This is a genomic window from Nitrospirota bacterium (genome assembly GCA_040757335.1).
Lineage (GTDB): Bacteria > Nitrospirota > Nitrospiria > 2-01-FULL-66-17 > 2-01-FULL-66-17 > JBFLXB01.
Window position 1 is genome coordinate 64270 of record JBFLXB010000004.1, and the last position, 26643, is coordinate 90912.

The 26643-nt window shown below is 65.8% G+C and carries 29 protein-coding genes; 17 read left to right on the top strand and 12 right to left on the bottom strand.

Annotated features, from left to right (window positions below; translation table 11 throughout):
* Positions 1-5 precede the first annotated feature (5 nt).
* From AB1451_03915 to AB1451_03965, 11 genes are all read left to right on the top strand, one after another.
* Positions 6-1979, top strand: a complete 1974-nt coding sequence (locus tag AB1451_03915; protein MEW6682058.1) for a secretin N-terminal domain-containing protein — start codon at positions 6-8, stop codon at positions 1977-1979.
* A gap of 19 nt (positions 1980-1998) precedes the next feature.
* The gene (locus tag AB1451_03920) at positions 1999-2517 is read left to right on the top strand and encodes a type II secretion system protein (protein MEW6682059.1); all 519 of its coding nucleotides are present in this window, start codon (positions 1999-2001) and stop codon (positions 2515-2517) included.
* Positions 2489-2968 carry a cytochrome c3 family protein gene (locus AB1451_03925; protein MEW6682060.1) on the top strand — a complete coding sequence of 160 codons (480 nt, stop codon included), beginning with the start codon at positions 2489-2491 and terminating at the stop codon, positions 2966-2968. The genes AB1451_03920 and AB1451_03925 overlap by 29 nt, the downstream gene beginning before the upstream one ends.
* On the top strand, positions 2952-3650 hold the full coding sequence (locus AB1451_03930) for a c(7)-type cytochrome triheme domain-containing protein (GenBank protein MEW6682061.1): 699 nt from the start codon (positions 2952-2954) through the stop codon (positions 3648-3650). The genes AB1451_03925 and AB1451_03930 overlap by 17 nt, the downstream gene beginning before the upstream one ends.
* Positions 3647-4018, top strand: coding sequence for a plastocyanin/azurin family copper-binding protein (locus AB1451_03935; protein ID MEW6682062.1), 372 nt, complete (start codon positions 3647-3649; stop codon positions 4016-4018). Before AB1451_03930 ends, AB1451_03935 begins: the two co-directional genes overlap by 4 nt.
* Entirely contained in the window at positions 4008-4694 is a 687-nt protein-coding gene (locus tag AB1451_03940) for a c(7)-type cytochrome triheme domain-containing protein (protein ID MEW6682063.1), read from the top strand. The genes AB1451_03935 and AB1451_03940 overlap by 11 nt, the downstream gene beginning before the upstream one ends.
* Positions 4695-4716: 22 nt before the next feature.
* Positions 4717-6774 carry a tetratricopeptide repeat protein gene (locus tag AB1451_03945; GenBank protein MEW6682064.1) on the top strand — a complete coding sequence of 686 codons (2058 nt, stop codon included), beginning with the start codon at positions 4717-4719 and terminating at the stop codon, positions 6772-6774.
* A 123-nt stretch (positions 6775-6897) separates the two neighbouring features.
* A complete protein-coding gene (gene modA, locus AB1451_03950) occupies positions 6898-7650 on the top strand; it encodes a molybdate ABC transporter substrate-binding protein (GenBank protein ID MEW6682065.1) in 753 nt (250 codons plus the stop codon).
* A gap of 22 nt (positions 7651-7672) precedes the next feature.
* Positions 7673-8344: a molybdate ABC transporter permease subunit gene (modB, locus tag AB1451_03955; GenBank protein ID MEW6682066.1), complete on the top strand. Its 672-nt coding sequence runs from the start codon at positions 7673-7675 to the stop codon at positions 8342-8344.
* On the top strand, positions 8341-9432 hold the full coding sequence (gene modC, locus AB1451_03960) for a molybdenum ABC transporter ATP-binding protein (GenBank protein ID MEW6682067.1): 1092 nt from the start codon (positions 8341-8343) through the stop codon (positions 9430-9432). Before modB ends, modC begins: the two co-directional genes overlap by 4 nt.
* Positions 9433-9469: 37 nt before the next feature.
* Positions 9470-9835, top strand: a complete 366-nt coding sequence (locus tag AB1451_03965; GenBank protein MEW6682068.1) for a TOBE domain-containing protein — start codon at positions 9470-9472, stop codon at positions 9833-9835.
* Here AB1451_03965 and queG read toward each other — a convergent pair.
* Both queG and AB1451_03975 read right to left on the bottom strand, forming a co-directional pair.
* Positions 9832-10806 carry a tRNA epoxyqueuosine(34) reductase QueG gene (queG, locus tag AB1451_03970; protein ID MEW6682069.1) on the bottom strand — a complete coding sequence of 325 codons (975 nt, stop codon included), beginning with the start codon at positions 10804-10806 and terminating at the stop codon, positions 9832-9834. The genes AB1451_03965 and queG overlap by 4 nt on opposite strands.
* Positions 10787-11644 carry a formate dehydrogenase accessory protein FdhE gene (locus AB1451_03975; GenBank protein ID MEW6682070.1) on the bottom strand — a complete coding sequence of 286 codons (858 nt, stop codon included), beginning with the start codon at positions 11642-11644 and terminating at the stop codon, positions 10787-10789. Before AB1451_03975 ends, queG begins: the two co-directional genes overlap by 20 nt.
* Positions 11645-11819: 175 nt before the next feature.
* Between AB1451_03975 and tldD the strand changes: the two genes are divergently transcribed.
* Positions 11820-13217 (top strand): metalloprotease TldD, encoded by a 1398-nt coding sequence (tldD, locus tag AB1451_03980; GenBank protein MEW6682071.1) that lies wholly within the window; start codon positions 11820-11822, stop codon positions 13215-13217.
* Positions 13217-14563 (top strand): TldD/PmbA family protein, encoded by a 1347-nt coding sequence (locus AB1451_03985; protein MEW6682072.1) that lies wholly within the window; start codon positions 13217-13219, stop codon positions 14561-14563. Before tldD ends, AB1451_03985 begins: the two co-directional genes overlap by 1 nt.
* A gap of 175 nt (positions 14564-14738) precedes the next feature.
* On the opposite strand, the gene AB1451_03990 is transcribed toward AB1451_03985, so the two are convergent.
* Positions 14739-15719 carry a beta-ketoacyl-ACP synthase 3 gene (locus AB1451_03990; protein ID MEW6682073.1) on the bottom strand — a complete coding sequence of 327 codons (981 nt, stop codon included), beginning with the start codon at positions 15717-15719 and terminating at the stop codon, positions 14739-14741.
* Positions 15720-15898: 179 nt separating this feature from the next.
* Here AB1451_03990 and hemE point away from each other — a divergent pair, with 179 nt between their 5' ends.
* From hemE to hemG, 3 genes are read left to right on the top strand one after another with little or no spacing between them, the layout of a single operon-like run.
* A complete protein-coding gene (gene hemE / locus AB1451_03995; GenBank protein ID MEW6682074.1) occupies positions 15899-16945 on the top strand; it encodes a uroporphyrinogen decarboxylase in 1047 nt (348 codons plus the stop codon).
* Positions 16942-17934 carry a ferrochelatase gene (gene hemH, locus AB1451_04000; GenBank protein ID MEW6682075.1) on the top strand — a complete coding sequence of 331 codons (993 nt, stop codon included), beginning with the start codon at positions 16942-16944 and terminating at the stop codon, positions 17932-17934. The genes hemE and hemH overlap by 4 nt, the downstream gene beginning before the upstream one ends.
* Before the next feature lie 7 nt (positions 17935-17941).
* Positions 17942-19297: a protoporphyrinogen oxidase gene (gene hemG, locus AB1451_04005; GenBank protein ID MEW6682076.1), complete on the top strand. Its 1356-nt coding sequence runs from the start codon at positions 17942-17944 to the stop codon at positions 19295-19297.
* Here the strand turns inward: hemG and AB1451_04010 are convergent.
* The 5 genes from AB1451_04010 to AB1451_04030 all read right to left on the bottom strand — a co-directional run bounded on the left by AB1451_04010 (position 19294) and on the right by AB1451_04030 (position 22035).
* Positions 19294-19707 (bottom strand): CBS domain-containing protein, encoded by a 414-nt coding sequence (locus AB1451_04010; GenBank protein ID MEW6682077.1) that lies wholly within the window; start codon positions 19705-19707, stop codon positions 19294-19296. The two genes, hemG and AB1451_04010, sit on opposite strands and share 4 nt — an antisense overlap.
* 85 nt (positions 19708-19792) lie before the next feature.
* Positions 19793-20638 (bottom strand): amidohydrolase family protein, encoded by an 846-nt coding sequence (locus AB1451_04015; protein ID MEW6682078.1) that lies wholly within the window; start codon positions 20636-20638, stop codon positions 19793-19795.
* Positions 20639-20710: 72 nt separating this feature from the next.
* Entirely contained in the window at positions 20711-20953 is a 243-nt protein-coding gene (locus AB1451_04020; GenBank protein MEW6682079.1) for a CDGSH iron-sulfur domain-containing protein, read from the bottom strand.
* Between the two features lie 50 nt (positions 20954-21003).
* Complete coding sequence (locus AB1451_04025) at positions 21004-21372, bottom strand: metallopeptidase family protein (protein MEW6682080.1); 369 nt, start codon at positions 21370-21372, stop codon at positions 21004-21006.
* Positions 21373-21378: 6 nt separating this feature from the next.
* Positions 21379-22035 carry a DUF3047 domain-containing protein gene (locus tag AB1451_04030; GenBank protein MEW6682081.1) on the bottom strand — a complete coding sequence of 219 codons (657 nt, stop codon included), beginning with the start codon at positions 22033-22035 and terminating at the stop codon, positions 21379-21381.
* 82 nt (positions 22036-22117) lie between these two features.
* Between AB1451_04030 and priA the strand changes: the two genes are divergently transcribed.
* Positions 22118-24583 (top strand): primosomal protein N', encoded by a 2466-nt coding sequence (priA, locus tag AB1451_04035; GenBank protein ID MEW6682082.1) that lies wholly within the window; start codon positions 22118-22120, stop codon positions 24581-24583.
* Here priA and AB1451_04040 read toward each other — a convergent pair.
* Genes AB1451_04040 through AB1451_04055 form a run of 4 tightly spaced genes read right to left on the bottom strand, consistent with a single transcriptional unit; the run spans position 24578 to position 26636 of the window.
* Positions 24578-25291 carry a TIGR04282 family arsenosugar biosynthesis glycosyltransferase gene (locus AB1451_04040; protein MEW6682083.1) on the bottom strand — a complete coding sequence of 238 codons (714 nt, stop codon included), beginning with the start codon at positions 25289-25291 and terminating at the stop codon, positions 24578-24580. The genes priA and AB1451_04040 overlap by 6 nt on opposite strands.
* Positions 25275-25967: a TIGR04283 family arsenosugar biosynthesis glycosyltransferase gene (locus AB1451_04045; GenBank protein ID MEW6682084.1), complete on the bottom strand. Its 693-nt coding sequence runs from the start codon at positions 25965-25967 to the stop codon at positions 25275-25277. Before AB1451_04045 ends, AB1451_04040 begins: the two co-directional genes overlap by 17 nt.
* Before the next feature lie 19 nt (positions 25968-25986).
* Positions 25987-26259, bottom strand: coding sequence for a hypothetical protein (locus tag AB1451_04050; GenBank protein MEW6682085.1), 273 nt, complete (start codon positions 26257-26259; stop codon positions 25987-25989).
* Positions 26256-26636, bottom strand: coding sequence for a zinc ribbon domain-containing protein (locus AB1451_04055; GenBank protein MEW6682086.1), 381 nt, complete (start codon positions 26634-26636; stop codon positions 26256-26258). Before AB1451_04055 ends, AB1451_04050 begins: the two co-directional genes overlap by 4 nt.
* Positions 26637-26643 lie beyond the last annotated feature (7 nt).

The window sequence follows — 26643 nt, forward strand, 5'->3', positions numbered from 1 at the left end:
GCTCTATGGTCAAGACCGTCGTGCTGGTGCTGGTTCTGTCGATCGCCGCGGGCTGTGCCCCTAGACCCGTTCGCGTGGCCGATCAGTTCGCGCGCGAGGGCAACTGGGAGGGGGCCGTCCTGGTCTACCAGGAAGCCCTCTCCAAGCGACCCGATGACGAGAAGCTCAGGGCCAAACTGGATCGCGCGAAGCTGGAGGCGGCAAAATCCCAACACGCGCGAGGTACGGCGCTGCTCGCCCAACGCGCGGTCGCGCCGGCCGTTGAGGCTCTGAAACAAGCGGTGGCGTACGACCCCAATACCGAGGCGTATCGCGAGACGCTGGCCCAGGCGCTCAAGGTCAAAGAGGCCGCGGAGCGTTACCAAGCCGCGCTCCAACTCCTCAAGACCGAGAGACACCAGGACGCAATTGCGGAGTTCGAACGGGTCCTGGCCCTGGATCCGGCCCACGCGGGAGCCCTGCAAGGAATTCGCGACGCCGAGGATCGGCTGAAGCTGCTCGCCGAGTCGGACGAATTGACCCTGACCTCCGATCAACCGATCACGCTGCGGTTTCAGAATGCGCGGCTCAAGGAGGTGTTCGATCTGCTCTCGAAGACGGCGGGCGTGAACTTTCTGTTCGACCGAGACATCCGCGACGAGCCGGTGACGATCTTCGTCAAGAACACGACGTTCCGCGACGCGCTCAACCTCGTGCTGACGACCAACAACCTCTTTATGAAACGCGTGGCGGCCGACACGGTGCTGATCCTGCCCAAAACCAAACAGAAGATCGATCAATATCAGGACCTGATGATCCGCACCTTCTATCTCTCCAGCGCCAAGGCAAAGGACGTGGTCAACCTGCTGCGAACCATGCTCGACACGCGCCGGATGTTCGTCAACGAGGATCTCAACACCATTGTGATGCGCGACGCGCCGGACAAGATCCGGATCGCGGAAAAGATCATCGAGGCCAATGATCGCCAGGTGGCGGAGGTGATGTTCGAAATCGAAGTCTTAGAGGTGACGAATATCGACTTTTTCAAGGCGGGGTGGAACCTCAGGTCGGGTTCCGGCGATGCCACGGCCAGCCTGGGGGTGACTCCCAATCCGATCGCGTTGGACGCGGTGTCGGACCTCACCAGCGCGGATTTTCTCCTGACCCTGCCCAGCGTGGAGGTGAGCCTGATCAAGACCGATGCGAACTCCAAAACGCTGGCCAACCCCAAGATCCGTGTGGTGGACAACAAGACCGCCAAGATCAACATCGGAAACAAGATCCCGATCCTACTCTCGACCACGACCACGGCGGCCGCCACCACTGTGGTCGCGGGCAATCAGACCACCACGACATCGACGGAATTCAAAGACGTGGGCATCAAACTCGAGATCAAGCCCAACATCCGCCTCAACAACGACGTGACCATGGACCTCAAACTCGACGTGACGTCGCTGGGAGAGTTTGACGAGCGCGTCGGCCAGTTCCGGTTTGGGACGCGTACCACCGATACCACGATCAACGTCCGGGACGGGGAGACCGTGGTGATCGGCGGGCTGATTTCCGATGAAAACCGGGCGGCGGCTAACAAGCTTCCCTGGCTGGGCGAGATCCCGGTGCTCGGCAAGCTGTTCGGCACCACCGAGAATGAAAAGCGCAAGATCGACGTGTTGCTCACCATCACGCCGCGCGTAATCCGCGGGCTCTCCGCGCCCGATGTGGGGGTGCAGTCGTTCTGGTCGGGGACCGAAGAGGGCTATTCCACGCAACCGCTCTTTACGCCGTCGGAAGCCGTGAGCCAGCCCGCGGCCTCTACGGGGCCCGGCGAGACCGTGCCCTTGCGGTCGCCGGCGACCACGCCCTCGGCGCCGGCGCCTCCGTCACCGGCCGCCGCGCCGCGGCCGCCCACGACCCAGCCGCAGTCGCGCCCGAACCAGCCGGCCGTGGTGTTTCCCGCCACGCCAGTGCCGGCCGTGCCGACTCCCTCCACGGCGAATTAGGCGTATTCGTTTCGCGACCATGACCAGAGGGCGCAGCGAGCGGGGAGTGACCTTCCTCGAACTGCTCGCGACCATGGCGATCATCATGATCCTGGTATCGGTGGCCATGCCGCTTTCGAAAATCACCGCCAAACGGGCGAAAGAAGTCGAGCTGCGCCAGGCGTTGCGGGAACTGCGCACGGCGATCGATCGCTTCAAAGACGACTGGAACCGGGACGGAGACCGATTGATCGGACCGCTCTGCCAGAGCAATCAACTGAGCTGCAAAGACGTCGTGAGCGTCAACGGGTACCCGAAGACCTTGGAGACGCTCCTGCTGGTGGAGCTGTCGGGCGAGGCGGCCAACATCAAGGGCGCGACCGTCAGACGGTATCTTCGCACGATCCCCAAGGACCCCATGACCGAGGAGTCTGAATGGTCCTTGCGCTGCTACACCGACGATCCGGACGAAACCTCCTGGTGCGGTGAAGACGTGTTCGACGTGCATTCGGCCAGCGAGAAGACGGGCCTTGACGGCACCCCGTACCGCGAATGGTGACCCCTCGATCCGGGTTGACATCGCGGTGGTCCGTTTTCTACCCTCGTTGGTGATGGCACGGCGTGTGATCGGGCGCTGGGTGCTCCTGGCTGCGGTGGCGTTGGGCGCGGGTGGGCTGATCGCGGTCACGTTGGCCTGGGCACCCAATGTCGGCGCGGAGTACGGCGACATTGTGATGAACCGGGAGGCCGAGAAAGCCGAGATGCCTCCCGTGATCTTCCCTCACTGGTTTCACCGCATCCGGTTTAAATGCAAGGTCTGCCATGACGACATCTTCGTCATGAAAGCGGGAGCCAATGAGGTCACCATGATCAAGATCATCAAGGGCGAGTATTGCGGCAAATGCCACAACGGCCGAATCGCGTGGGCTCCTCTGTACTGTGACCGCTGCCACTCGGGTAAGAGCCAGTATACCATTGCACCGTCCGAAAGCGGTGGTTCGCCCCCCTAACCGCGTGCGGCCGAGCCGTCCGTTCATCGAGTTGCTCGCGGGTCTGGCGCTCATCGGGCTTTTTGCCGCGCCCCTTGCGCCGTCCCCGGTTGGAGCGCAGCCCTCCCAGGGGACGGCCCCGGCCCCGCCCGCCGCCTCCGGCGGGGATCAGGAGCGCCTGCAGCGAATCAAAGAGAAGCTGAAGACGCTCGACCCCTCGATGGTCATTTATCTGGATAGCCGAGGCAACGTCGCGGGGACCGGGGATCCGGCTGGGCTGGTCGGGCGCGCCGAGTTGGCGGGCAAAGCCGACCATCCGCCGGCGCTGGAACTCTCGGGGTTCCCCAAGGATCGCTACGAGCTGGTGGACTGGGCCTCGACGATGATGCAGGGGAAGATCAAGCCGCGTGACGCGATCGATCCGAGCGTACCCGAAGTGCCGCCTTTCGATCTGGACGTGGTCATCACCACCAAGAGCAAGTTTCAGCCGGACGTCTTGTTTTCGCACAAGGTCCATACGTTGTGGCTCTCGTGCGACAATTGCCATGAGAAGATTTTCAAGAAGAAAGCGGGAGGAAATCCGGAAATGCACATGACCAAGATCGCGGCGGGCCAGTATTGCGGCCGCTGCCACGACCGCGTGGCTTTCCCATTGACGGACTGCCTGCGGTGCCACGTTCTTGCGAAAGACCGGCCGAAATGACGCGCGCTCGGAGCATCCTTGCGGCTCTCGTCATGGGCGTCGGCATCGGGTTGTGGCCGTTCGCTTCGTCCCAAGGCCAGCAAGAGCGGGTGTTCGACGTCGTGATTGCGAAGGACAGTTACGCGTTCGATCCGCCTCGCATTGCGATCGAGGTCGGCGACACCGTGCGCTGGCTCAATGAGGACACCCGCCGGCACCTGACCTCGAGCATCCCAGGTTACGGGCCCGACGAGAACCTCGAGATCTTTTGCGAAGACCTTCATGCCGGAAAGACCTGCGCTCACACCTTCACGAAACCGGGTCGGTATCCATACTTTTGTTTCGTGCACAACCGGATGCAAGGCGAGGTCGTGGTCGTTGATCGATAGAAGTCCCGAGGCCGGAGGCGCGGGCGCGTTTCCCGTCGTCATTGCGCTCGGTCTGGCGGTGCTGGTCGGAGGATGCCGCAGCGCACCCCAGTCAGGCAAGACACCGCTCGAGATTGCGCTGGAGGCGGTAACCGCTCCGGCGGAAGGGGAGACCCCGGTTCTCCCGCCGGGAGTGGTGTTGCCCGGCGAAGCGACAGAAGGCTCGTCGCCCGAGGCGCTCGGCGTACCGTCCCAGGACCCGGCGGAAGCCGCGGCAGGGCTGACCGAGGAACTCCACCCGCTGGCGTTCGCCTTCCTCCCTCAGACCGACCAGGGATACGTGGATTGGGTGGCCGCGGTGGATTTCGGCGTCATCCGACCGCTGGACTCACTCGACGCCAAGGCCAAGGTGCTCGAGCCCATGGACTTCAACGTGATCTTCCCGGTCAAGGGGGACCTTCCCGACGTGGTCTACCCGCACTACGGGCACACCCTATGGCTCGATTGTAAGAACTGTCACCCGAATATCTTCGTGATGCGCGCGGGCGCCAACCGCGTCACCATGGAAGGGATCGCCAAGGGAGAGTTCTGCGGGCGCTGCCACGGCAAGGTGGCGTTCTCGCTGGCGGACTGCAATCGCTGCCATTCCCGCCCCAAACCAGGTAAGCCGTACATTATCCCGCGCGCCAGCGGGTAGGCCCGCCCTGAGCAAACCCAGCATGGCGTGGATTGTCAGGTCGGTGCCGGTGCTCGTCGGGGCGCTGGCGGTTCTGCTGTACGCCGAAAGCCTTCAAAGCCCGTTTCAGTACGACGATTGGTTCACCGCTGTTGCCTCGAGTCCGGATCAGCTTCCGGCCGGTCGGGCCCTGCCCAGCGATCCGGAACGATTTCGCCCCGTGACCACGGCTTCGCGGGCCGTGGACCACGCGTGGGAACTGGTGTGGCCGGACGCGGTGCGGCGGTTCCCAGCCCTGGGGTTTCATCTCACCAGCATCCTCCTCCACGGCGCCGCGTCGGTGTTGGTGTGGTGGGTGGTGCGTTTGTGGTGGAGCGATCCGCTCGTGGCTGCGGTTGCGGCCGCGCTGTTTGCCGTGCATCCGTTCAACGCGGAAGCCGCCAACTATATCAGCGCCCGATCATCGGTGCTCGCGGCCTGTGCCGAGTTGCTCGCCCTCGGGGCCTACACGCTCTGGCGGACGGGGCGCGGCCGTGGGTGGTGGGTTGCGGCGTTCGCCGGCTCCGCAGCGGCGTTGGGAGCCAAGGAGTCCGCCATCACGTTGCCGGCCTTGTTGTGGCTGGCCGAGGCCGCGGTGATTGCGCCCACCGACACGTGGCGAGCCCGGGCCTCGCGGCTGTGGCCTTGGGGCGTCTTGGTCGCGGGGTACGTGGCGGTGCGGTTCGGGTTTGTGACCGATGTGAGCGGCGGTTTTGATTATTCGGCGGGCGATCGGATCGAGGCGCTGGCTGTGGGTTTGTGGGTCGTGGGGCTGGCCGCCCGGGACTTCTGGTGGCCCTGGTTTCTGAGCGCGGAACACGGGATCGACACCCTACGCGGTGCCGCGGCGTGGGGTGTGGTGGGGATCGCGTTCGCCACGCTCGTGCTCGGGGTCTGGGCATGGCAGCAACGGGAGCGGGCCCGCCATACCGGGATCAGCCTCGCGGCGTTCGGTGCCTTATGGTGGGTGTTGGCGGCGCTCCCCCCGCTCGCGTTGCCGTTCATCACCCACGTCGCGCTGTATCAGGAGCATCGGTACTACCTTGCAGGGGTGGGATTCGTCGCCGCGATCGGGTGGTTCACGGCGCGCGGAGGGCGAACGCTCGCCAACCGAACCGGCACGACGCTTCCCGTTGTTATTGCGGCGGGCGTGCTCGCGGGCCTGTCGTTGATGAGCCACTCCCGGACCGTGTTGTGGAAGTCCGAGGTCGCTTTGTGGACCGACGCGACTGAGAAGGCACCTCGCAGCCCGCTCGCGTATGCGATGCTCGGCGCGGCGTATCTGGGCCAGGATCGGCCTGACCTCGCGGTCACACCGCTTGAGCGCGCGACGGTTCTCGACCCAAGGTATCCCCTCGCTGCGACCAATCTGGGCGCGGCCTATGCAAAGCTCGACCGGTGGGAGGAAGCCGTCATCCAGTACCGTCGAGCCCTTGCCATTGACCCCGAGTACCACCTGGCGCGAAGCAACCTGACCCTCGCGTACCAGCGCGCGGGCCGATGGAGTGAGGCGATCGCTGAATACGAGATCCTCGCCCGGCAACTCGGCGAGACCAGCGACCTTCGACTTCGGATCGGGGCGCTGGCCCTGCAAGCGGGAGACATGGACCGAGCCGAAGCCTCTTTCAAGCTGGCCCTGGCCGATGATTCCGCGGCGTACGCCGCGTGGTTCAACCTGGGGTTGGTGGAGGACCGTCGCGGGTTCGCCCCCAAGGCGGAGGAGTATTTCCGGCGCGCGCTGGCCCTCAATCCTGCCGATCCCGACGTGCACTACCGACTCGGCGTGTTGGCGGCGCGATCGGGACGAGCCGATGAGGCGGTTCGGGCCTTTGAAAACGCTTTGGCGCGCCACCCCGGTCACGCGCTGGCGCACTACGACCTCGCGCGGGTCGTGGACGCGTTGGGACGCCGCGATGAGGCTGCGGTCCACTATCGACGGTTTCTGGAAGCCGCGCCCCCGGATCCGGTTTGGGAGCCGGCGCGACGCGAGGTGACGGCGCGCCTGGTCTCCTTGGGAGCGTCGCCCGGCACTGGCGAGCCGTTGCCTCGCGCCATTCAATAATTCGTCTAGTTACACCACATTATAGGACTACTATTGCCATTATTGACTCTAAAATAGGTCGTATTTTATCATCACAACGACCATCGCGGCTCGGGCGTGGGTGGCGGAGCGGAGCTCGGAAAGATGAAAGGGGTAGGGGCAGTCACCTCGCTGCTGGTCGTGATCAGCCTGGCGATTCCGGCGCGAGCCGACCAGGTAACGGCCGCGGTCGCCGCCAATTTTCTGCCGGCGTTTCGATCCATCGCGATCGAGTTCGAGCGGGCCACCGGGCATCGGGTCCAGGCGATCCCGGGCTCCAGCGGGAGGTTCTACGGCCAGATCAGGAACGGCGCCCCGTTCGATGTGTTTTTCTCGGCTGATCAGAAACGACCGCAGCGGCTGGAAGACGAGGGGTTCGCGGTGCGGGGCAGCCGTTTTACCTACGCGATCGGGCGGCTTGTCCTGTGGAGCCCGGACTCGGCGTTGGTCAGCGGGGCGACGACGTTGCGTTCCGGGCGCTTCAAATACGTCGCCATGGCCAATCCGCAGCTCGCGCCTTACGGCGCCGCCGCCCAACAGGTCATGATGAACCTCGGGTTGTGGAACCAATTGCAGCCCCACATCGTTCGCGGCGAGAGCCTCGGGCAGACCATGGGGTTCATCACCTCCGGCAATGCCCAGATGGGATTCGTGGCGCTGTCACAGGTCGTGAATTCTGCGATGAATCCTGGCGGCAGCCGTTGGGAGATTCCGTTCGACCTATACGATCCGATTGACCAGGACGCCGTGCTGTTAGCCAAAGGCCGTTCCAACGTCGCGGCGGGAGCCTTGTTGGAGTATGTTCGCGGGCACGATGCCCGTCGGATCATTGAACGCTTCGGCTACGGGTTGAAGTAGCCCGCGTGAAAAGAGGTGAGCCGTGATCGATTTGACGGCTGTAGGCGTCACGTTGCGTCTGGCTGGCACCACGGTGCTCGTGCTCTTGATCGTTGGCACCCCGATTGCCTGGTGGCTGGCTCAGACTCGGTCGCGGACAAAGACCGTGGTGGAGGCCGTGGTGGCCCTTCCCCTCGTACTCCCGCCGACGGTACTAGGGTTTTATCTGCTGATGGCGTTGGGACCTCACGGCCTGCTCGGCGGTACGTGGGAGCGCATCACCGGGTCGACGCTGGCGTTTACGTTTTCTGGGTTGGTCGTCGGTTCGGCAGTGTATTCACTGCCGTTTGTGGTCCAGCCGCTGCAAGGGGCGTTCGAAGCGATCGGACGAGAGCCCTTGGAAGCTGCGTGGTCGTTGCGCGCCTCGCGACTCGACGCGTTCTTCACGGTCGCCTCGCCCATGGCGTTCCGGGGTTACCTCAGCGGGATCGTGTTGGGGTTCGCCCACACCATGGGAGAATTCGGCGTGGTGTTGATGATCGGGGGGTCTATTCCCGGGAAGACCCAAGTCTTGTCCACCGCGCTGTTCGACCACGTGGAGGCGCTGGAATACGGGCGGGCGCACGCGTTGTCCGCATTCATGTTGATCGTGTCGTTTGCGATCCTGTTGAGCGTGTACCTCGTGGATCGGCGTCTTCCGATCCGCGCGTCATGAGCCGGCTTGCCGCACGGTTTGACGTCGCTCACCCGAGCTTTCGCCTGCAGGTCCATCTCGACGTGCCGGCAACCGGCGTGACCGCCGTGTTCGGACCATCGGGTGCGGGCAAAACCACCTTGCTCCGCTGCTTGTCCGGCCTGGAACGGTCAGCCAGCGGGTTCATGCGGCTGGGTGACGAAGTTTGGCAAGACGAGTCTCGGGGCCTGTACACGCCCATTGCTCGTCGCGCGGTCGGCTATGTGTTCCAGGAACCGCGGCTGTTCCCCCATCTGAGCGTCCGGTCCAATCTCCGATACGGGCTCGAGCGAACGCCGCCAGCCGAACGCAGGCTGACCCTGCAGCGTGTCGCCGAGATCCTCGACCTCGCCCGCCTGTTGGATCGCCGCCCGCACACGTTATCGGGCGGGGAGAAACAACGCGTGGCGATCGGGCGGGCCTTGTTGACCAGCCCTCGCTTGTTGCTTCTCGACGAGCCGCTGACAGGGTTGGATCCTCCGCGTAAGCGGGAAGTCCTGGCGTTCATCACCCGGGTGCGCCGGGAGTTGGACGTCCCGATCGTGTACGTGAGTCACGTCGTGAGCGAAATCGTCCAACTCGCGGATCGAGTCGTGTTGCTTCGGGACGGAAGAGTCGTGACCGTGGGCACACTCAACCAGGTGTTCTCATCCCCCGGGTTTTCTGAGATGTCGGAGCCCCATCAGGTCGGCGCGGTGATCGAGGCGCGCGTTGCGGGCCACGAACCGGAATTCGACCTCACCAGGCTGGCGCTCAGCCACCAAACCCTGTACGTGCCGCTCCAACCCCTGGACGTCGGAACCCGGCTGCGCGTACACGTCCATTCGCGCGACGTGGCCGTGGCGCTTGGTCCGCCCGGAACGCCGATCAGCGTGCTCAACGTGCTGGAAGCCGCCGTGGTGGCGATCCGGGACGGATCCGGTGGATCGGTCGATGTCACCCTGGATGTCGGCGAGGTCGTGATCGCCCGCATCACCAGAAAATCGTTGCTCACCCTGCGTCTCACGCCCGGACAGCGGGTCTGGGCTTACATCAAGGCGGTGGCACTGCATGAAGAAATCAGGGACTGAGCGGCGACGCAGAGGGTCCGGTGCTCCCGAGGGCGTCTTGACCGCCCGGGAAGCGGCCCGTTACCTTCGGCTCACGCTGCCGACGTTTTATCGGTACCTTTGGTCGGGCAAGATCCCGAGCACCAAAATCGGAGGCCGGTATCGCTTCAAAACGTCGCTGCTGGATCAGTGGTTGGGCAAGCGGCCGGAGGGCGAAGCGATCAGCGGCCGAAACCAGTTGCCCGGCACGGTGTCGGCGATCAAGCGGGACGCCATCCTGGCGCAGGTGAACCTCGATGTCGGGGAGTACCGGATTACCGCGGTCATCACCAGGGACGCGCTGGATGCTTTGGATCTCAAGGTCGGCGACCGGGCGGTGGCGTTGATCAAAGCCACCGAAGTGATGGTGATTCGCGCGAACTAACGGATCGCGCCCGCGAGGGGGTCGCCGGTGTACTGATTGTTGCGAACTACGTGCGCGTTGCGGCGTAACCCCTTGCGTCCGGCGCGGTGCAGGGGGCTGGCTGCAAACCGGCGATCGAACGCGCCGTGTGAGCGGGGACGTGATGCGTCTTCGAGCGACAGCCAGGGTCCGACCCCAGCGTCGCGATGGAGCTCCGGAAACGCCGGCGGTAACGCGGCGATGCGGTTGTACGGACACGCTTCCTGACAGATATCGCAGCCGAACAACCAGTCTCCCACCTCTCGGCTCAGCTCGGTCGGCGCCTCGCCCTTGTGCTCGATCGTCAGGTAGGCAATGCACCGGGTCGCGTCGAGGTGGAACGGTTCGGTCAGCGCGCCGGTCGGACACGCATCCAGGCAGCGGGTACAGGTTCCGCACTGGGTGAACCCGGGCTCGTCCGGGTCCAGCTCCAGGTCGGTGATCAGTTCAGCCAGCAGCACCCACGACCCGTGGTCGGGTGTGATCAGCAAGGTGTGTTTACCAATGAACCCGACGCCCGCCTGCTGCGCGTACGCGCGCTCAAGGATCGGCGCGTGGTCCACCGCGCAGCGGATCGCGGCACCGGGGGCACGCTCGAGGATGAAGGCTTTCAACGCCTCGAGTCGGGACTCGGTCGCCTGGTGATAGTCACGGCCCCAGGCATAACGCGCGACCCGACCGCAGGGATCGGCGGGTGGGGCGCCATGGTCGCCCTGGTAGTACGGAACCGCGAGCGAGATCACGCTCTTGGCTCCTGGCAGCAGGCGCGCGGGATTTTCACGGCGGTCGGGCTCCTGGGCGAGGTACGCCATGCCGCCGTGACGCCCCTCGGCAAGATACCGCCGGAAGCGGCGTTGGTGTTCGGGCAACGGCGCGGCCGACGCAATGCCCACGCCGGAAAATCCCAGAACCCGGGCTTGGCGCTTGATCGCTTCAGCGAGCGGGAGAGACACCGGCCACCGCAGCGGCGGTCTCGATCGGAGACCGGTAACCGTCTCGCTGCGCCGCGTGGTCGAGCGGAACGGTCAAGAGGTCTTCGAGCGGAGGATCGATCTCACGTCCCATCTCGTGGGGATGGGCGGTCTTCAGATAGCCGTGACAGCGGGTGCAGATCGCGATGTGATAGCCGGGTTCCACGTCCTCCACCGCGCACGCCAGGTGTTGCTCGGTCGCGTTGCCGCAGAACGGACAGGCGGATACGGTATAAATCCAGTCCGCGGGGCAGAGGCTGCAGAAGAACCGACGGTCGCGATCCCGTTCTTCGGCCATCGCGGGCGGAAAGCCGCACAACGGGCACACAGGATGATTCCACGCGCGATCCGTAAATGTCTCCCGCAGCGTCGGCAGCAGGGCGGCGAGCGACGGACGCAGCGCGAGCCGGAGGGCATACCCCGCAAACTCGCGCGGCACGTCGGGCGGGAGCGGCGCCTCCTGTCCGCCCACCCAGCGAGCGAGCGCGCGGGCTCGCTCGGGGCCCTCGCCCAGGGCCGCGTTCAGCGCGTCGCTGGCCCGGGCCAGCCCGGGGTTTCTCGCGCGCAGGAGCGCGAGCAACCGGGTCAGCGTCTCCGCGGTGTGCCGGAGGTCGGCGGCAATCAGCCGCGGAGGGTCGAGCAGCGGCAACCCTTTGGCCAGTCGCAGGGGTCGTTCATCCGGCGGCACCAACGCCTGGCTGAGATCGTCGGGCACCGCGGCGCGCCACAGCTCGCAGACCCGACGGTAAAACTGCAGCGGTTCGCGGAGATGAGGACGCTCGCGCATCAAGCGTTTGATGGTCGCGGTCGACGACGTCATGGGGAGTTGATCCTACTCGGCCGCGCACCGAGCGGTCAAGCCGGTTTGCGTTGGTTGACCCTGTTCCGGGCTTGCCCCTATAATCCACCAGTACCTCCCGCGCGCGGTTTGTCTGGAGAGACTCGTGACTGAACAAGCATTGGTCCCCCAACGGTTTTTCGAGAGCCGGTTCGGCCTGACGGCGGACGATCTGGAAACCGTCATGGCGCGGGCGTTGGCTCGGCGGATCGACTACGCCGACTTGTACTTCGAATACGAGGTGTCGGAGGGCGTTTCGCTCGAAGAAGGGTTGGTGAAAACCGCTTCGCGCGATATCACCCAAGGCGTGGGGGTCCGCGCGCTGGCCGGCGATCGCACCGGCTTTGCCTACGCCAACGACATCAGCATTCCGCAAATCGAAATCGCGGCGCAGACCGCGAGGTCCATCGCGGCCGACGCGGGCGGGGCGGGTGACGTGCTGCCGCAACGCGTGGGAGGGCCGTCCCGGGATCTGTATCCGGTGGACCACTCGGTGCTCGACGCGCCGTTACCGGCCCGGATCGATCTGCTCCAGGAAATCGACCGCCTCGCGCGTGCGTACGACCCCCGGATCCAACACGTGATGGCGGGCATTTCGTGTGAATCCAAGGTGGTCCTGGTGGTGACGTCGGACGGGAGGATGGTGGGTGACGTACGTCCGTTGGCGCGGCTCAACGTGACGTGTATCGCCCAGGAGGGCGGCAATCGCCAGGTCGGCAGTTTCGGCGGCGGCGGGCGCGTGGGGTTCGACTTCTTCTTTGACCAGGATCGCTGGCGGCGATTTACGCGCGAGGCGGCCCGTCGCGCGATCGTGAATCTGTCCGCGCGACCGGCGCCGGCGGGGACCATGACCGTGGTGTTGGGGTCGGGTTGGCCCGGGATCTTACTCCACGAAGCCGTGGGCCACGGGCTCGAAGCCGATTTCAATCGCAAACGGGTGTCGGCGTTCTCGGATCTCCTGGGCCAGCGCGTTGCGTCGGAGCTTTGCACGATTGTGGATGACGGGACCATCCCCTGGCGTCGCGGTTCGTTGAACGTGGATGACGAGGGGACCCCCACCGGGCGGACCGTTCTCATCGAAAACGGCATCCTGAAGGGGTATTTGCAGGACAGGCTCAACGCTCGGTTGATGAAGATGCCGCTGACCGGGAACGGGCGTCGGGAGAGTTTTGCGCACGCGCCGATGCCCCGCATGACCAATACCTTCATGTTGGCCGGCCACTCCACTCCCGACGAGATCATCGCGTCCGTGCCGTACGGTCTCTACGCGGTGGCGTTCGGCGGCGGACAAGTGGACATCACGAGCGGGAAGTTCGTGTTCTCGGCGAGCGAGGCCTATCTGATCGAACAGGGACGGGTAACCCATCCGGTCAAAGGGGCCACCCTGATCGGCAACGGTCCGGACGTGCTCAAGCGGGTGTCGATGGTGGGCAACGACCTCGAGTTGGACGCCGGCGTCGGCACCTGCGGCAAAGATGGCCAATCCGTGCCGGTGGGCGTGGGTCTGCCCACCATCCGCATCGACGGACTCACCGTTGGGGGCACGCAAGGCTGATGGTCCTGGATCGTGAGCTCGTCGAGGCCCTGCTCGACAAGGCCCGCCGCCTCGGCGCGGCGGACGCCGACGTCATCGCGGTCGAAGGCACCACGTTTTCGACCCGCGTCCGCCTGGGGCAGATCGACCGACTGGAACAGGCCCGCGAACGCCGCTTGGGCTTTCGTGCGATCATCGACCAGCGAACCGCGGTGAGCTCCACTGCGGATCTTTCGCCCGAGTCGCTCAACCAGTTGGTTGCGGAAACCTGCACCCGTGCGGCGCTGATGGCGCCGGACCCGCACGCGGGCCTTCCCCCGCCGGGGACGGGGGTCACCGCGATTCCCGACCTGGATCTGTGGGACGGGGCCTACGGCGACCCGCCGGCCGAGGAGAAAGTCGAGCTGGCCCGCGTGGCCGAGGCCGCTGCGTTGGCCTACGATCCGCGGATCAGCAACTCGGAGGGCGCCGAGTTCGACCAAGGCCAATCGGACATCGTCTACGCCGACACCAACGGCGTCTTCGGGAATTACCGCAGCTCCTCGTTCTCCCTGTCGGTCGTGGCGATCGCCGGACGCGGCGACGCGATGCAACGCGACTACTGGTACTCGGCGAAGCGCAAGTTCCGCCTGCTGGATCCCCCGGACGTCATCGGGAAGGTGGCGGCGCAACGGGCCGTGGCTCGATTGGGCGCGCGCAAGATGCCCACGCAGGACGCCCCGGTGGTGTTCGATCCCCAGATGGCGGCCCGGTTGGTGAGCGCGGTGGCGACCGCCGCGTCCGGGTACTCGCTGTACAAGAATGCGTCGTACCTCGGCGGGGCGTTGGGGCAGGTGATCGCGTCCCCGCTGGTGACCATCATCGACGACGGCACGATTCCCATGGGACTGGGTTCGAAACCCTTCGACGGCGAGGGCTTGCCCACGCGGCGAACGGTTCTGGTCGAGAAGGGCACGTTGACCAGCTACCTGCTCGACACCTATTCCGCCAAGAAGCTCGGTCTGAGCCCGACCGGCAACGCGGCGCGCGGGGTGGGCGACCCGCCGAGCGTGTCGCCCACCAACTGCTACCTGATGGCTGGAACCTCATCGCCCCGGGAGATCATCGGGTCGGTCCGGTCCGGGTTGTACGTCACCCAGTTGATCGGCTTCGGGGTCAACACCGTGACCGGCGATTATTCCCAGGGTGCTGCCGGCCTGTGGATCGAAAACGGAGAACTCGCGTTTCCGGTGGAAGAAATCACCATCGCCGGGAATTTGAAGCACATCTTCCGCGACATTGAGATGGTCGGCAGCGACTTGGAGTTTCGCTCGCGAATTTCCGCGCCGACGGTCAAAGTCGCCTCAATGACCATCGCGGGGACCTAGGAGCCTGTCCAGGAACGGCCATCTGCGGCGTTGCCGCTGTGCGTCCGGTCCTCACGTACGAACTTAGTACGCTCCGGTCCGGTGCTCGCGGCGCCTTGCATCTGGCGCATTCCTGAACAGGCTCGCCCCGTCGAGACCGGGGCGCAATCTCAGCGGTGCCTACCTCCCGCCGCGACTACGGCCAGCGGATCAGAGCGGTGCCCCATGTCAGCCCGCCGCCGAACGCGGCCAGCATCACCCAGTCTCCGGATCGGATCCGGCCTTCGGTCACCGCGTGATGCAGGGCAATGGGGAGAGCGGACGACGAGGTGTTGCCGTAGCGGGTGAGGGTCACGGGAAACTTCTCGGGCGGGATGTCCAATCGGCGCCTCACCTGCTGCAGGATGCGCAGATTGGCCTGGTGCACCACAAAGTGCTGGATCTGATCGAGCGCCAGATTGAGTCGCGCCGCCTGTTCTCTCACCGCGGTTTCCAGCGTTCGCACCGCGATGCGGAAGACCGCAGACCCGTCCAACCGCATCGTGTGCCGCCCGGCTTCCAGACTCTCCGCGGATAAGGGCTCGCGGGTTCCTCCCGCCGGCAGGTGAATCAGCGGCCAACGCGCGCCGTCCGCGTGAAGCACGACGTCCACCACCCCGCGATCGTCGGCCGCGCCCCGCACCACCACCGCGGCGGCTCCGTCGCCGAAGAGGATCGTGCTGGCGGCCTCGCGGCGGTCGAGAAACCGTGATTTGACCTCGGTGGCGACCAGGAGCACGGTGCGCGCCTGGCCGGTGCGTACGAACGCCTGGGCCATGGACAGACCGTAGAGGAATCCGGTACAGGACGCCGCCAAGTCGAACGCCGGGCAACGCGCGGTTTTCAACTCCCGTTGGAGCAGACACGCGGTGGAAGCGAAGCCCATGTCGCCGGACGTGGTGGCGACGAGGATCAGATCCACGTCGGAGGCCTGTTGACCTGCCGCGCTCAGGGCGGCCCGCGCCGCGGTCGCAGCCAGGTCCGACGCGGCCTCATGTTCCTGGACCCAGCGACGGGTCTTGATGCCGGTCCGCCGCAGGATGGCTCCCGCGGGCAGCCCGAGTCCGGCTTCCAGCTCCTCGTTCGTGACGATCCGGTCCGGGAGGCCGATGCCGGTTCCGATGATGCCGGCGCCCACCTCAGGCCCGAGTGATGACGCAGGTGGGTGAGCGCCCGGTGTCGGGGCGGGCGGCTTGCAACATGGTGTGGGAAGCAATCCTCATGCGCGGCCACTCTAGCAAATCGTGGTGCGAGGGACAAGCCGCGCCGTCCTTGACACCTCGCGTCGGCGCCCGCTACGATGCCGACGTGTCGCGGGTGCTCAAGAATGATCGCGTGCTGCGTGCCCTCCGCCGGGAGGCGGTGGACGTCACGCCGGTCTGGATCATGCGTCAGGCCGGGCGCTACATGCCGGAGTATCGCGCGTTACGCGCCGAGGCGGACTTCCTCACCTTGTGTCGGACCCCGGAGCTGGCGGCGCGCGCCACGTTGTTGCCGATCGACTTGCTGGGTGTCGACGCGGCGATCATCTTTTCGGACATCCTCATCCCGGTCCAGGCGATGGGCATGCCGCTGGTCTTCTCCGAGTCCAAGGGCCCTCAGCTTCCGGTTCCCATCCGTGATCGCGCCGACATCGACGCGCTGAAGGACTTCGACCCCTGGACCGCCACCGGGTTTCTGGTCGCCTCGATTCAAGAGACGGTCAAGGCGTTGGACGGACGCGTGCCGCTCTTGGGATTCGCCGGCGCTCCCTACACGCTGGCCACCTACATGATCGAGGGAGAGACGTCCAAGAACTTTTACGGCATCAAACGGGTGGCGTATCAGGCGCCGGATCTTCTCCACCGGCTGCTGGAGCGCCTCACCCGGATGGTGGGGGACTATTTGGTGGCTCAGGTCGAGGCCGGCGCGGATGCCGTGCAGGTCTTCGACACCTGGGCCGGCGCGCTGTCGCCCGCGGATTACGCCGCGTTCTGCGCGCCGTACACCGCGCGGATCGTCGAGACCGTCAAGAAAACGGGCGTGCCGGTGATCTTGTACGTCAACGGCTGCGCCACCCTGCTGGAGGCCATGGCGGACACCGGCGTGGACGCGATCAGCGTGGATTGGCGGGTGGAGCTGGTCGAAGCCAGGGCACGGGTGGGCGGTCGTGTGGCCCTCCAAGGCAACCTCGATCCCTGCGTGCTTTACGCCCCATCGGACGTGATTCGCCGCCACGCACGCCGGATCCTCGACGTGTACGGATGCGAACCCGGCCACGTGTTTAATCTCGGTCACGGAATCCTGCCCGACGTGTCGGTCGAGAGCGCCAAGACGCTCGTCCACGCGGTGCACGAAGCCAGCCGCGCCATCCGATCGTCGTGAGCGGATCTCCGGACGCTTCCCTGACCGGCGTCGTGCTGCTCAACCTCGGGGGGCCCGACACGCTCGACGACGTCCAGCCGTTTCTCCGGAACCTGTTTTCCGATCCCGAGGTCATTCCCCTTCCGTCCCCGTTCCGTCAGCTCTTGGCGTGGTGGATCGCGGTGCGACGCGCCCCCACGGCGCGCGGCTACTACGAGAAGATCGGCGGCGGATCGCCGCTTCGCCGGTATACCGAGGCGCAGGCGTCGGCGCTGGAAAAGCGGTTGGCGGAACACGGCGTTTATAAAGTCGTGGTCGCGATGCGGTGTTGGAAACCCGACACCGAGGATGCCGTGGCCGAGCTCACGGCTGTCCGCCCGCAGCGACTGGTGCTGCTGCCGTTGTATCCGCAGTACTCGTTCGCGACCACGCGGTCCAGCCTCGACTACTTTCGAACCGTGTGGGCCCGGCGCGGCCGTTCGGGCGTGCCCATGGTCTCCATCGATCATTGGTATGATCACCCGGGCTATCTGGATGCCATGGTCGAACGGATCACCGAGACGCGACACGCCATGCCGGTCGGCGATGGCTCGCCGGTGCACCTGGTGTATTCCGCACACGGGCTTCCCCTGAGTCTGATTCGTAAGGGCGATCCGTACCAACGTCAGATCGAAGACCAGGTTCGACTGCTGACCGCACGGCTTCCCGAATGGGCGTCGGCGCCCGGGCGGGTGTCCCTGGGGTACCAGAGTCGGGTCGGCCGCGCGAAGTGGTTGGAGCCAACGACCGAATCCGTCCTTCACACCCTCGGTAAGCAGGGGGTGACGCGCGTCCTGGTGGTGCCGCTGAGTTTTGTGTCGGATCACTCCGAGACGCTGTACGAAATCGACATCCAGTACCGTCAGCTCGCAACCGAGGCCGGGATCAAGACCTTCACCCGGATGGCGTCGTTGAACGACTCGCCCGCGTTTATCCGCGCGCTCGCCGACCTGGTTTTGTCCCGCCGGTAGCCCCCACGTGCCCTCCGGCCTGATCGTGGTGATCGGCGGCGGGATTTCTGGCCTTGGCGTCGCCTACTCGTTGCAACAGGCGGGGATCCCCGTGCGGTTGCTTGAAGCGGGTGCGGAGGTCGGGGGCGTGATCCGCAGTGTCCGCGCCGACGGATTCCTGATCGAATGCGGTCCCAACTCAGCGCTCAACACCTCGCTCGAGGTCGAGCGCGTGATCGAGCGGCTCGGGCTGCTCCCCGAGCGCGTGTTCGCGTTGTCGTCGGCCCGCAAACGATTCATCGTCAAGCATGGTGTGCCGGTTCCACTTCCGACTGGATTGTGGTCCTTCATGACCACGCCCCTGTGGAGTGGACGCGCCAAGTGGCGACTGCTCGGCGAGGTGTTCCGGGCTCCGGTTCCTCCAGGCGACGAGTCGGTCGCGGATTTTGTGCGGCGGCGTCTGGGCGCGGAGTTTCTGGAGTACGCGGTCGATCCCTTTGTCTCGGGCGTCTACGCCGGTGATCCCGAAGCCTTGTCGCTGGCCGCGACCTTTCCTCGGCTGGCCGCGCTCGAGCGCAACCATGGCGGACTGATTCGCGGCGCGATTGCCCGGATCGGTCGCTCCGAGGCGCCAAAACCGGTCCGCCGGGGAATCTACTCGTTTCGGGACGGTATGGCTGCGCTGCCTCGCGCCATCGGCTCGCGGTTGGGCGACGCCCTGTGGGTCAATACGCGTAGCCGCCGGATCGAGCCGATGGCCTCAGGGTTTCGCGTCCACGTTGAACGGGGCGGGATGGCGCAGCAGATCGAGGCGGCGCGCGTGGTGGTGGCGACACCGGCACATGTGGCTGCCGACCTCCTCCGGTCTCTGGCTCCAGGCCTTGCTGAAGAGCTCGCTGCGATCGTGTACGCGCCGGTGGCCGTGGTTTTTACCGCGTTTGCCCGGACCGCGGTCACGCACTCGCTCGACGGGTTTGGGTGTTTGGTGCCCCGCCGCGAGCAAGACACCATCCTGGGCTCGCTCTGGAGTTCGTCGCTGTTTCCTGGACGCTCGCCCAGCGACCTGGTGGCGCTCACCAACTTCGTGGGAGGCGCCAGACACCCCAATCTGGTGGACCGTTCCGATGACGAGTTGGTCCGCTTGGTGTGCGAGGATCTCGCGCGACTGCTCGGGGTGCGATCAGCGCCCGTCTTGTCCCGCGTGATTCGCCACCCCCGCGCCATTCCCCAGTACCTGATGGGGCACCTGGATCGGGTCGCGAGGATCCGACGGGCGTTGGACGCGCTTCCTGGTCTGGCGCTGGCTGGCAACTACCTGGAGGGTGTAGCGGTGGGCGATTGTCTCGCGCGCGGCGTGGAGTTGGGCCGACGGCTGAGCCGTTAGTTCTGCGGCTTGTTCATCTGAAGCGCCCAGTCGTACGCGGCGTCGAGCAGGCTCCGGACCGAAATCAGCCCGACCGGAATGCCGTCTCGCGTCACGAGCAAGTGGCGGACGCGTTGACTACCCATCAGTTCGTGGGCGGTTTCGAGCGTCGAGCCCTCATCGATCGACGCGATGGGGAAGCTCATGATCGACTCGGCGGACACCTCCGACGGGTCAATGGGTTGGCTCAACACCTTCCGGACGAGGTCGGTCTCGGTCACGATCCCCACGAATCCGCCGTGCTGTTCCACCAATAGGCAGCCGATGCCTTCGTCGGCCATGATGCGCGCTATCTCGCGCGCATCCGTCGAGGGCGGTACGCCGCGGATCCGCATGGACATGAATTTTCTGACCGGAACTCGGGGAATCATCCCTTCTCTCCACGGCACGCACCGGTGAAGGGTAGCCGAGGAATGGCGTTTGCGCCAGACTCGCGGGGTCGTGTCGACCGAAGCCTCAGAGAGCGAGGAGTCTGCGAGCGTTGTCGAGCAGGATCTTTTGTCGGACTTCGGGTTTGAACCCGAGTTTGTCGAACTCGATCAGCCACTGCTCGGGCGTCAGAAACGGGTAGTCGGTGCCGAACAGTGTGCGGTCCTGCAGCAGCGTTTTGGCGTACTGGATCAATTGCGGAGAAAAATACTTGGGCGACCAACCGGACAGATCGATGTAGACGTTGGTCTTGTGCACGGCAATGGCCAGCATCTCGTCTTGCCAGGGAAACGAGGGGTGCGCCCCGATGATGGTCAGGCTCGGGAAGTCCGCCGCGAGGTCATCGAGTGCCGGCATGGGGTTGCCGTACTTCAGATGCAAGCCGTTGCCGCCGCGGACGCCGGCGCCCACACCGGTGGTTCCGGTATGAAACATTACCGGGACGCCCAATCTCGCACAGGTCTCCCACAGCGGATAGAACCGACGATTGTTCGGCCAAAAGGCCTGGACAATCGGGTGGAGCTTCAAACCCCGCAGCGCCAGCGTCGTGACGGCTCGTTCCAACTCCGCGATCGCGAGCTCGCCCTTCCACGGGTCGACGCTGGCGAACCCGATGAAGACGTCGGGATATTGGCGGACCGCGTCGGCCACAAAATCATTGGACACGCGCGGGAGCCCGGTCGTGGTTTCGGTATCCCAGGCCAACAACACGGCCCGCATGTCGGCCGCGCGGTACAGGTCCGCCATGTCGGCGAGGGTCACGGGCGGGCCGTGTTTGTGAAAATACGCGAGCGCATCGGCCATGTACTTTCCGCCGCCCTCGATCAGGTACTCCCGGGTTCCGGGGTGGACGTGAAAATCAATCGCGCGCATGCTGTGAGGCTTGGACGGGTTTAACGCGTCGTGGACCGCGCTCCTGTCCGTGCGGTTCGGACGCGGCACCCGCTACCGCGGCAGCCGCGAGTGCGTGCCGTCGCAAAAGGGCTGGGTCCCGGTTCTCTTGCACCCGCACCAAGCCACGCGTTTGGGTTCGGTGATGGTCGTTTCCACCGGGCTGAACCCGGTGGCCTTGTGGGAGCCATCGCAGAACGGTTGGCCCTTCGAGCGGCCGCAGCGACACCAATAGTAGGTTCCCGGGGTCATCTCTTTGACGTACGGTGCGCGTTGTGCGATCACGGGTTCGTCCATCGCGTCGTTCTCCTTGGTGGGAGGGTCCTCGTTGCGTCTGCCGGTGTGGGTCAGTCGTATCCGTACCGCTCGATCGTGTCTTCATCAAAACCGAAATAGTGGGCGATCTCGTGTACCAACGTCACCTCGATTTCGTGGCTCAGTTCCTCCGGATCGGGAAAGTCCTCTTCAAGCGGGCGTTGGTAGATCATGATGACGTCGGGGGTGGTGTTGGCATAGTCGGCGCCGCGATCAGGAAGCGGGGTGCCCGTGTACAGGCCGTAGAGCACCTCATCCGGATCGCCCGCGACTTCTTCCATCAGCGACGGCTCGGGCCAATCCTCCAGCACGATCTGCACGTTCTGCATGGCCATCCGAAATTCGTCCGGGATGCGTTCGAGCGCCGTGGCGACCACGCGCTTGAACTCGTCACGTGTCATCGACGTTTAGTTGATCGCGCGCGGCTCTACGCGGACTTCGGCAATGTCGGCTTCGAGCCCCATGCCTACGGTCACTCCGATTCCCACTCCCTCGGGGCTGGGCGCTTGTCCGTAGAGTCGCTCAAAGTCCGCGACCGCATCCACCCGTGCGGTGACCCAGGCATCGGGGTCCGGTGCGGACCCGCTCTGGATCACGATTTCGGTGGCACCGAAAAAGCCGCCTGATCGAACGGTGCCCACCGGCTCCTGTGTGCTCCACAGGTATTTGACGATCGTGGGAATGCCGAACGAGTCCCGGTAGATGGACACGTAAAAGGCCACGGACCGTCGCTTGTCAGGCGGAAACGATTTGAGCCGCCACTTCCAGCTCACGACCGGAAAACTGCGGGTATCCCACGAAACGTATTTGAAGATGCGCAGGCCGGGTTTGGGGCCCGCGTTCGCCGCAAGGTACGGCCCGGCCTCCTCCGATGCCACGCGATAGACCTCCGCGGCGCGGGGATCATCGTTCTTGACCTTCCACTGTTGCGGGAAGGACGCGAAGTCCTCCAGCAACGTTCCCGGGATCTCGGCGTAAGCGGCGCTCTGGGCGAACAGCCAGGGGGCGAGCCACCACACCGCTGCCACGGCGAGCAGCCGCCTTCGACCCGTGTGTTGAGACATGGAGCCGATGGTAGAGGAACGCCTTCGACGTTGTCAACGCGCGAGGCGTGATCGCCGGGTATGGTAGAATCCCCCGCCGCGTATGGATCCACTCCCACCTGCGATTGGTCCCTCGATCCCGCTGCGCGAAGGCGCGCTCGCCGGAGATGGTGGTCCGGAGCGCTTTGCCGAGGTCGTGGTGGCGGCCCAACCCGACCGACTCTTCCACTACCGCGTGCCGCCGCACCTCGGTCAGCTCGTCCAACCCGGTCTGAGGGTCAGAGTGCCTTTCGGCCCCAGGGTGCTCGACGGCTATTTGGTCCGGCTTCTTGACCGGGCCGAGGTTGACTCGGTCAAACCGCTCGGCGCCCTGCTGGACGATCAGCCGGTGATTGACCCGGCCATCTTGGCGCTCACACGGTGGATCGCGGACTATTACCTGGCCCCGTGGGGACGCGTCCTGACGGCCTCGGTCCCGGCCGGGTTGAAAGTCACGGCGGCGAAACGCGTGGCGGTGACGGACGCGGGACGAGTCGTTGACCTCGCCATGATCCGCGGCGCGGGGCAGCGGCGGCTCCTGACCGCGCTGCGCGCGTACCAAAAGCCGATCAGCCTCTCGCGGTTACAGACGATGACCGGAGCGGTGGGGAGTTTGGGGGCGTTGATGCGGGCGGGGTGGGTGGCGGAGCCAGACGCGGCGCAGGTCAGCGCGCCGAAACTTCGAACCTATGTCACGCTCGCGCCGGGGGTTCAGCCGACCGCACAGGTGGCGCGAGGGCGGCGCCGGCAGGCCGTGATCGAGGCGCTCGCGTCGCGCAGCGGCGCCTTTGTGTCGGAACTGGGCCCGGGCGCGTTGGCCGCGTGTCGGGCGCTGGCCGCCCGGGGGCTGGTGGTCCTGTTGTCGCGCGCAGATCTGAGAGACCCGCACGAGATCGCGCCCGCGAGCGATCAGGTGCCGGTGCTGACCGAACACCAGCAACACGCGGTGCAGACGATCGGGCGCGCGCTCGATGCAGGCGGCTTTGCACCCTTCCTGCTTTGGGGTGTCACGGGCAGCGGGAAAACCGAGGTCTATCTCCATGCGATCGCGTCCGTGCTCGCCCATGGGCGAGGCGCGTTGCTGCTGGTCCCGGAGATCGCCCTGACCGGCCAACTGGTGGCGCGAGTCCGCGGGCGATTCGGCGAGCTCGTCGCGGTCCTGCACAGCGGCCTTTCCAACGCGGAACGGCTGACGGCGTGGTCGCGCATCCGCCGCGGCGAGGCGCGCATCGCGCTCGGCACCCGTTCGGCCCTGTTTGCGCCGCTTCGCGACGTCGGATTGATCGTGGTGGATGAAGAGCAGGACTCCTCCTATAAACAGGAGGACGGAGTGCGGTATCACGCCCGGGATTCGGCCCTGGTCCTGGGCCGAGCCCGCCAGGCCGTGGTGGTGTTGGGGTCGGCCACCCCGTCCCTCGAATCGTACGCCAACGCGGCGAGCGGTCGGTATCACTTGGTGATTCTGCCCGAACGCGTGCATGCGCGCCCCCTCCCGACGGTGCGCGCAGTGGATGTGCGCGCCGACCCCGGCGCCGACGACGTATTTTCCGGCGCGCTGCTGGAGGCCATCAACGAACGAATGACCCGCCGCGAACAGATCCTGCTGGTGCTCAATCGGCGCGGGTTCGCGCCGGTGGTGATCTGCCGGGACTGTGGCGCGACCGCCCAATGCGCGCGGTGCAGCGTGGGGCTGACTTATCACCGGGCCCGCGGGCGCCTCTGTTGCCACTACTGCGGGATGACGTCGGTGCCGCTCGATCGGTGCGCGGTCTGCAACGGACATCGCGTGACGCTGCAGGGGGTGGGCACGGAACAGATCGAAGCCCGTGTGCGGGCCGAGTGGCCTCACGCCCGGATCGCCAGGATGGATCGGGATACCACGGGAACCAAGCGGGCGCATGAGACCCTGCTGGGCGCCATGCGACGCGGTGAAGCGGATGTGTTGGTGGGGACGCAAATGGTGGCCAAAGGCCACGATTTGCCGAACGTCACGCTCGTGGGGATCGTCAACGCCGACGTGGGGCTCTCGCTGCCGGATTTTCGGGCGAGCGAGCGAGTCTTTCATCTCCTGATCCAGGCCGCTGGTCGGGCGGGACGCGGCGATCGTCCGGGAGAGGTGATCCTGCAAACCCGTCGCCCGACACACGACGTGGTGGTGTTCGCGCAGCGCCACGATGTGGCGGGCTTCTATGAGCGTGAGCTGGCGCGACGCCGCGAGCTGGGTTACCCGCCGTTCGGAAGGCTCATCATCCTCCTGCTCTCCGGGCCAAAAGAAGCGGAAGTGATCGCCGCTGCCCAGCGCCTGGCCAGCGAGGCGTCCGGTGTGCTGCGCGGGGGCGTCTCGCTGCTTGGCCCGGCGCCCGCTCCGCTGTGGCGTCTGAAAGGACGGCACCGCTGGCAGCTCGTGCTGAAGGGCCCCAAGGGCCCGGCGGTTGGTGAGGTCGCGCGTGCGCTCGCGGCGCTGGCGCTGAAGGTTCTGCCTCGCAGCGTCCGGTTGGACGCCGACGTGGACCCGCAACACGTGTTATAGGCGTAAGAGCTTTTGGGGGCGGCTTGGCTGCCGCCACCCCCGAAACCAGGCGGTAGTCCGTTCGCACCCCACGGACTCAGCCAGGTCGTGTCGCAGGCGCGCCAGGTCCTCGGGCCGGTCCACGTCGTACCACGGCGGCAGGAGCCGGACGCGCGACGGGTCGAGCTTGGCAAGGGTCGCGCGCAGCACATCCGCCCCACCCCACGCCACGCCACGAAAGATCTCCGGGTACAGTCGACGCTGGCCCAGAAGATAGTACCCCCCATCTTCGCTGGGACCGAAGACGAGGTCGGCCGCGTTCAACCGGTCTTCGGCTTCCGCGACAAATTCCAGGGGCAGCGTCGGGCTGTCGGTTCCGACCAGCAGCACCTTGCCATGGCGTGCCAACAGGGTTTTCACGACGCGCAGCATCCGATCGCCCAGATCGCCGGCCCCTTGCGCGATCAGCCGAGCGCCGTAGCGTTGTGCACACGCCTGGAGGAACGGATGTCGGATGTCCGGCGTACACGCCAGGTAGCGGACCATGTCGAGCGCCGCCGTGCGGCAGAGCGTGTCCTCGACCAAAGCCGCGTGGAGCCGCGCGGCTTCCTCGGAGGTGAGAGGGGGGATCAGCCGGGTTTTGACCGTGCCGGGAATGGGCGCCTTGGCGAAGACCGCGAGCGCACAAGTCTCAGGGCGGCGCGGCCGTGGCTCAGCGAATATGCGCATAGTCGTGCGCCAGCCGCTCGGGGCTGGCGCCCAAGGCGTAACGCGCGCGCAGCCACCACATGCGGGCGATCGTGGCCCACGGTCCGTGCCGTCGCCATCGGCGAACGGAGGTGTGGACCCGCGACCGCAGGCACGCGACGCGTCCGCGTCGTTTGAGGCGCGCGGAAAACTCCACGTCCTCCATGAGCGGGATCGGCGCGTATCCACCGAGGACTTCGAACACCGAGCGCCGGACAAAGATCGCTTGATCGCCGGTCGCGATGTGGGTGACGCGGGAGCGAACGTTCATCAGCGTCTCGATGATCCGGAAGATCGGCTCGGGCCCGTCGAGGTGGACGTCAAATCGTCCGCCTACGGTCCCTTCGTCGGACAACGCGCGGAGAAGCTCGGCGACGCCATTGGGAGGCAACCGGGTGTCGGCGTGGAGGAAGAGCAAAACGTCGCCGGTCGCGGCCGCGGCGCCCGCGTTCATTTGCACGGCGCGCCCGGCAGGGGCATCGACCACGCGACAACCCCGGGCCGCTGCGATGGCGCGCGTGCGGTCTTGGCTGCCGCCGTCCACCACCAGGATCTCTCCGGCGCCCGTGACAGCGGCTGCGGCGAGGGTGTCTGCAATCCCCGATTCTTCATCGAGGACGGGGATGATGATCGACACGGTGGAAGGCGACGGGGACACCGGGGCGACGTGGTGCGGGTCAGAGCGCGGCGAGCGACGCTTGGAGCGCGCGGAGACCGGCGTCTCGGTCACCGAGACCGGCGAGAACGGCGTCCAACTGGTGCGTGAGGTACGGCGTGAGCCCCACCGCCGCGACCAACGCCGCGCGAAACACCTCGGGCGAGTCGGTCGCATGAGTTTTGAGCGTGTTCACGGCTTCCGGCGTCACGGGCCAATAAAACGGTCCCGCGTGGAACAAGCAGGGGTACACCCCGGTGGAACGACGTTCGAAGCGAAGGAGTGGATCGGTCATGGGGCAGTGGCTCCTGGGGCGTCGGTTCCTGGAAAGTTCTCGGCGGAGGAATCGTTGTCTCCCGCCACGTCTTCTGCGGCCCGTTCGATTTCTTCCTCGAACCGGTCATCGAGGTCTTCACCCGTTTCGCGGCCCAACCGCCGCATCCAGCGAGCCACGCTCTTGGGATCGCGTTCGTCGACCTGAGCGAGGCTCGATGGATCGGCAAGCGCTTCCATCCGCGCTGCGTCCGACCGCGGCGCCGCAAAGCGCGACAGCAGGCGCGTGACCTCGGAGCGACCGCAGCGTTCACACCTGGGCGGCGGGGCGTTGATCGTGGCCGCCAGCACGGTCATCCGGCTTCGGCAGGCGTCGCAACGGTACTCGTAGATCGGCATGGGATCA

Bases quoted from the DNA above. Each gene is read 5' to 3' on its own strand.
- AB1451_03915 (MEW6682058.1), top strand. From the start codon at position 6: ATGGTCAAGACCGTCGTGCTGGTGCTGGTTCTGTCGATCGCCGCGGGC.
- AB1451_03920 (MEW6682059.1), top strand. From the start codon at position 1,999: ATGACCAGAGGGCGCAGCGAGCGGGGAGTGACCTTCCTCGAACTGCTC.
- AB1451_03935 (MEW6682062.1), top strand. From the start codon at position 3,647: ATGACGCGCGCTCGGAGCATCCTTGCGGCTCTCGTCATGGGCGTCGGC.
- AB1451_03945 (MEW6682064.1), top strand. From the start codon at position 4,717: ATGGCGTGGATTGTCAGGTCGGTGCCGGTGCTCGTCGGGGCGCTGGCG.
- modA (MEW6682065.1), top strand. From the start codon at position 6,898: ATGAAAGGGGTAGGGGCAGTCACCTCGCTGCTGGTCGTGATCAGCCTG.
- modC (MEW6682067.1), top strand. From the start codon at position 8,341: ATGAGCCGGCTTGCCGCACGGTTTGACGTCGCTCACCCGAGCTTTCGC.
- AB1451_03975 (MEW6682070.1), bottom strand. From the start codon at position 11,644: ATGACGTCGTCGACCGCGACCATCAAACGCTTGATGCGCGAGCGTCCT.
- AB1451_03985 (MEW6682072.1), top strand. From the start codon at position 13,217: ATGGTCCTGGATCGTGAGCTCGTCGAGGCCCTGCTCGACAAGGCCCGC.
- AB1451_04010 (MEW6682077.1), bottom strand. From the start codon at position 19,707: ATGATTCCCCGAGTTCCGGTCAGAAAATTCATGTCCATGCGGATCCGC.
- AB1451_04015 (MEW6682078.1), bottom strand. From the start codon at position 20,638: ATGCGCGCGATTGATTTTCACGTCCACCCCGGAACCCGGGAGTACCTG.
- AB1451_04020 (MEW6682079.1), bottom strand. From the start codon at position 20,953: ATGGACGAACCCGTGATCGCACAACGCGCACCGTACGTCAAAGAGATG.
- AB1451_04025 (MEW6682080.1), bottom strand. From the start codon at position 21,372: ATGACACGTGACGAGTTCAAGCGCGTGGTCGCCACGGCGCTCGAACGC.
- AB1451_04030 (MEW6682081.1), bottom strand. From the start codon at position 22,035: ATGTCTCAACACACGGGTCGAAGGCGGCTGCTCGCCGTGGCAGCGGTG.
- priA (MEW6682082.1), top strand. From the start codon at position 22,118: ATGGATCCACTCCCACCTGCGATTGGTCCCTCGATCCCGCTGCGCGAA.
- AB1451_04040 (MEW6682083.1), bottom strand. From the start codon at position 25,291: ATGCGCATATTCGCTGAGCCACGGCCGCGCCGCCCTGAGACTTGTGCG.
- AB1451_04050 (MEW6682085.1), bottom strand. From the start codon at position 26,259: ATGACCGATCCACTCCTTCGCTTCGAACGTCGTTCCACCGGGGTGTAC.
- AB1451_04055 (MEW6682086.1), bottom strand. From the start codon at position 26,636: ATGCCGATCTACGAGTACCGTTGCGACGCCTGCCGAAGCCGGATGACC.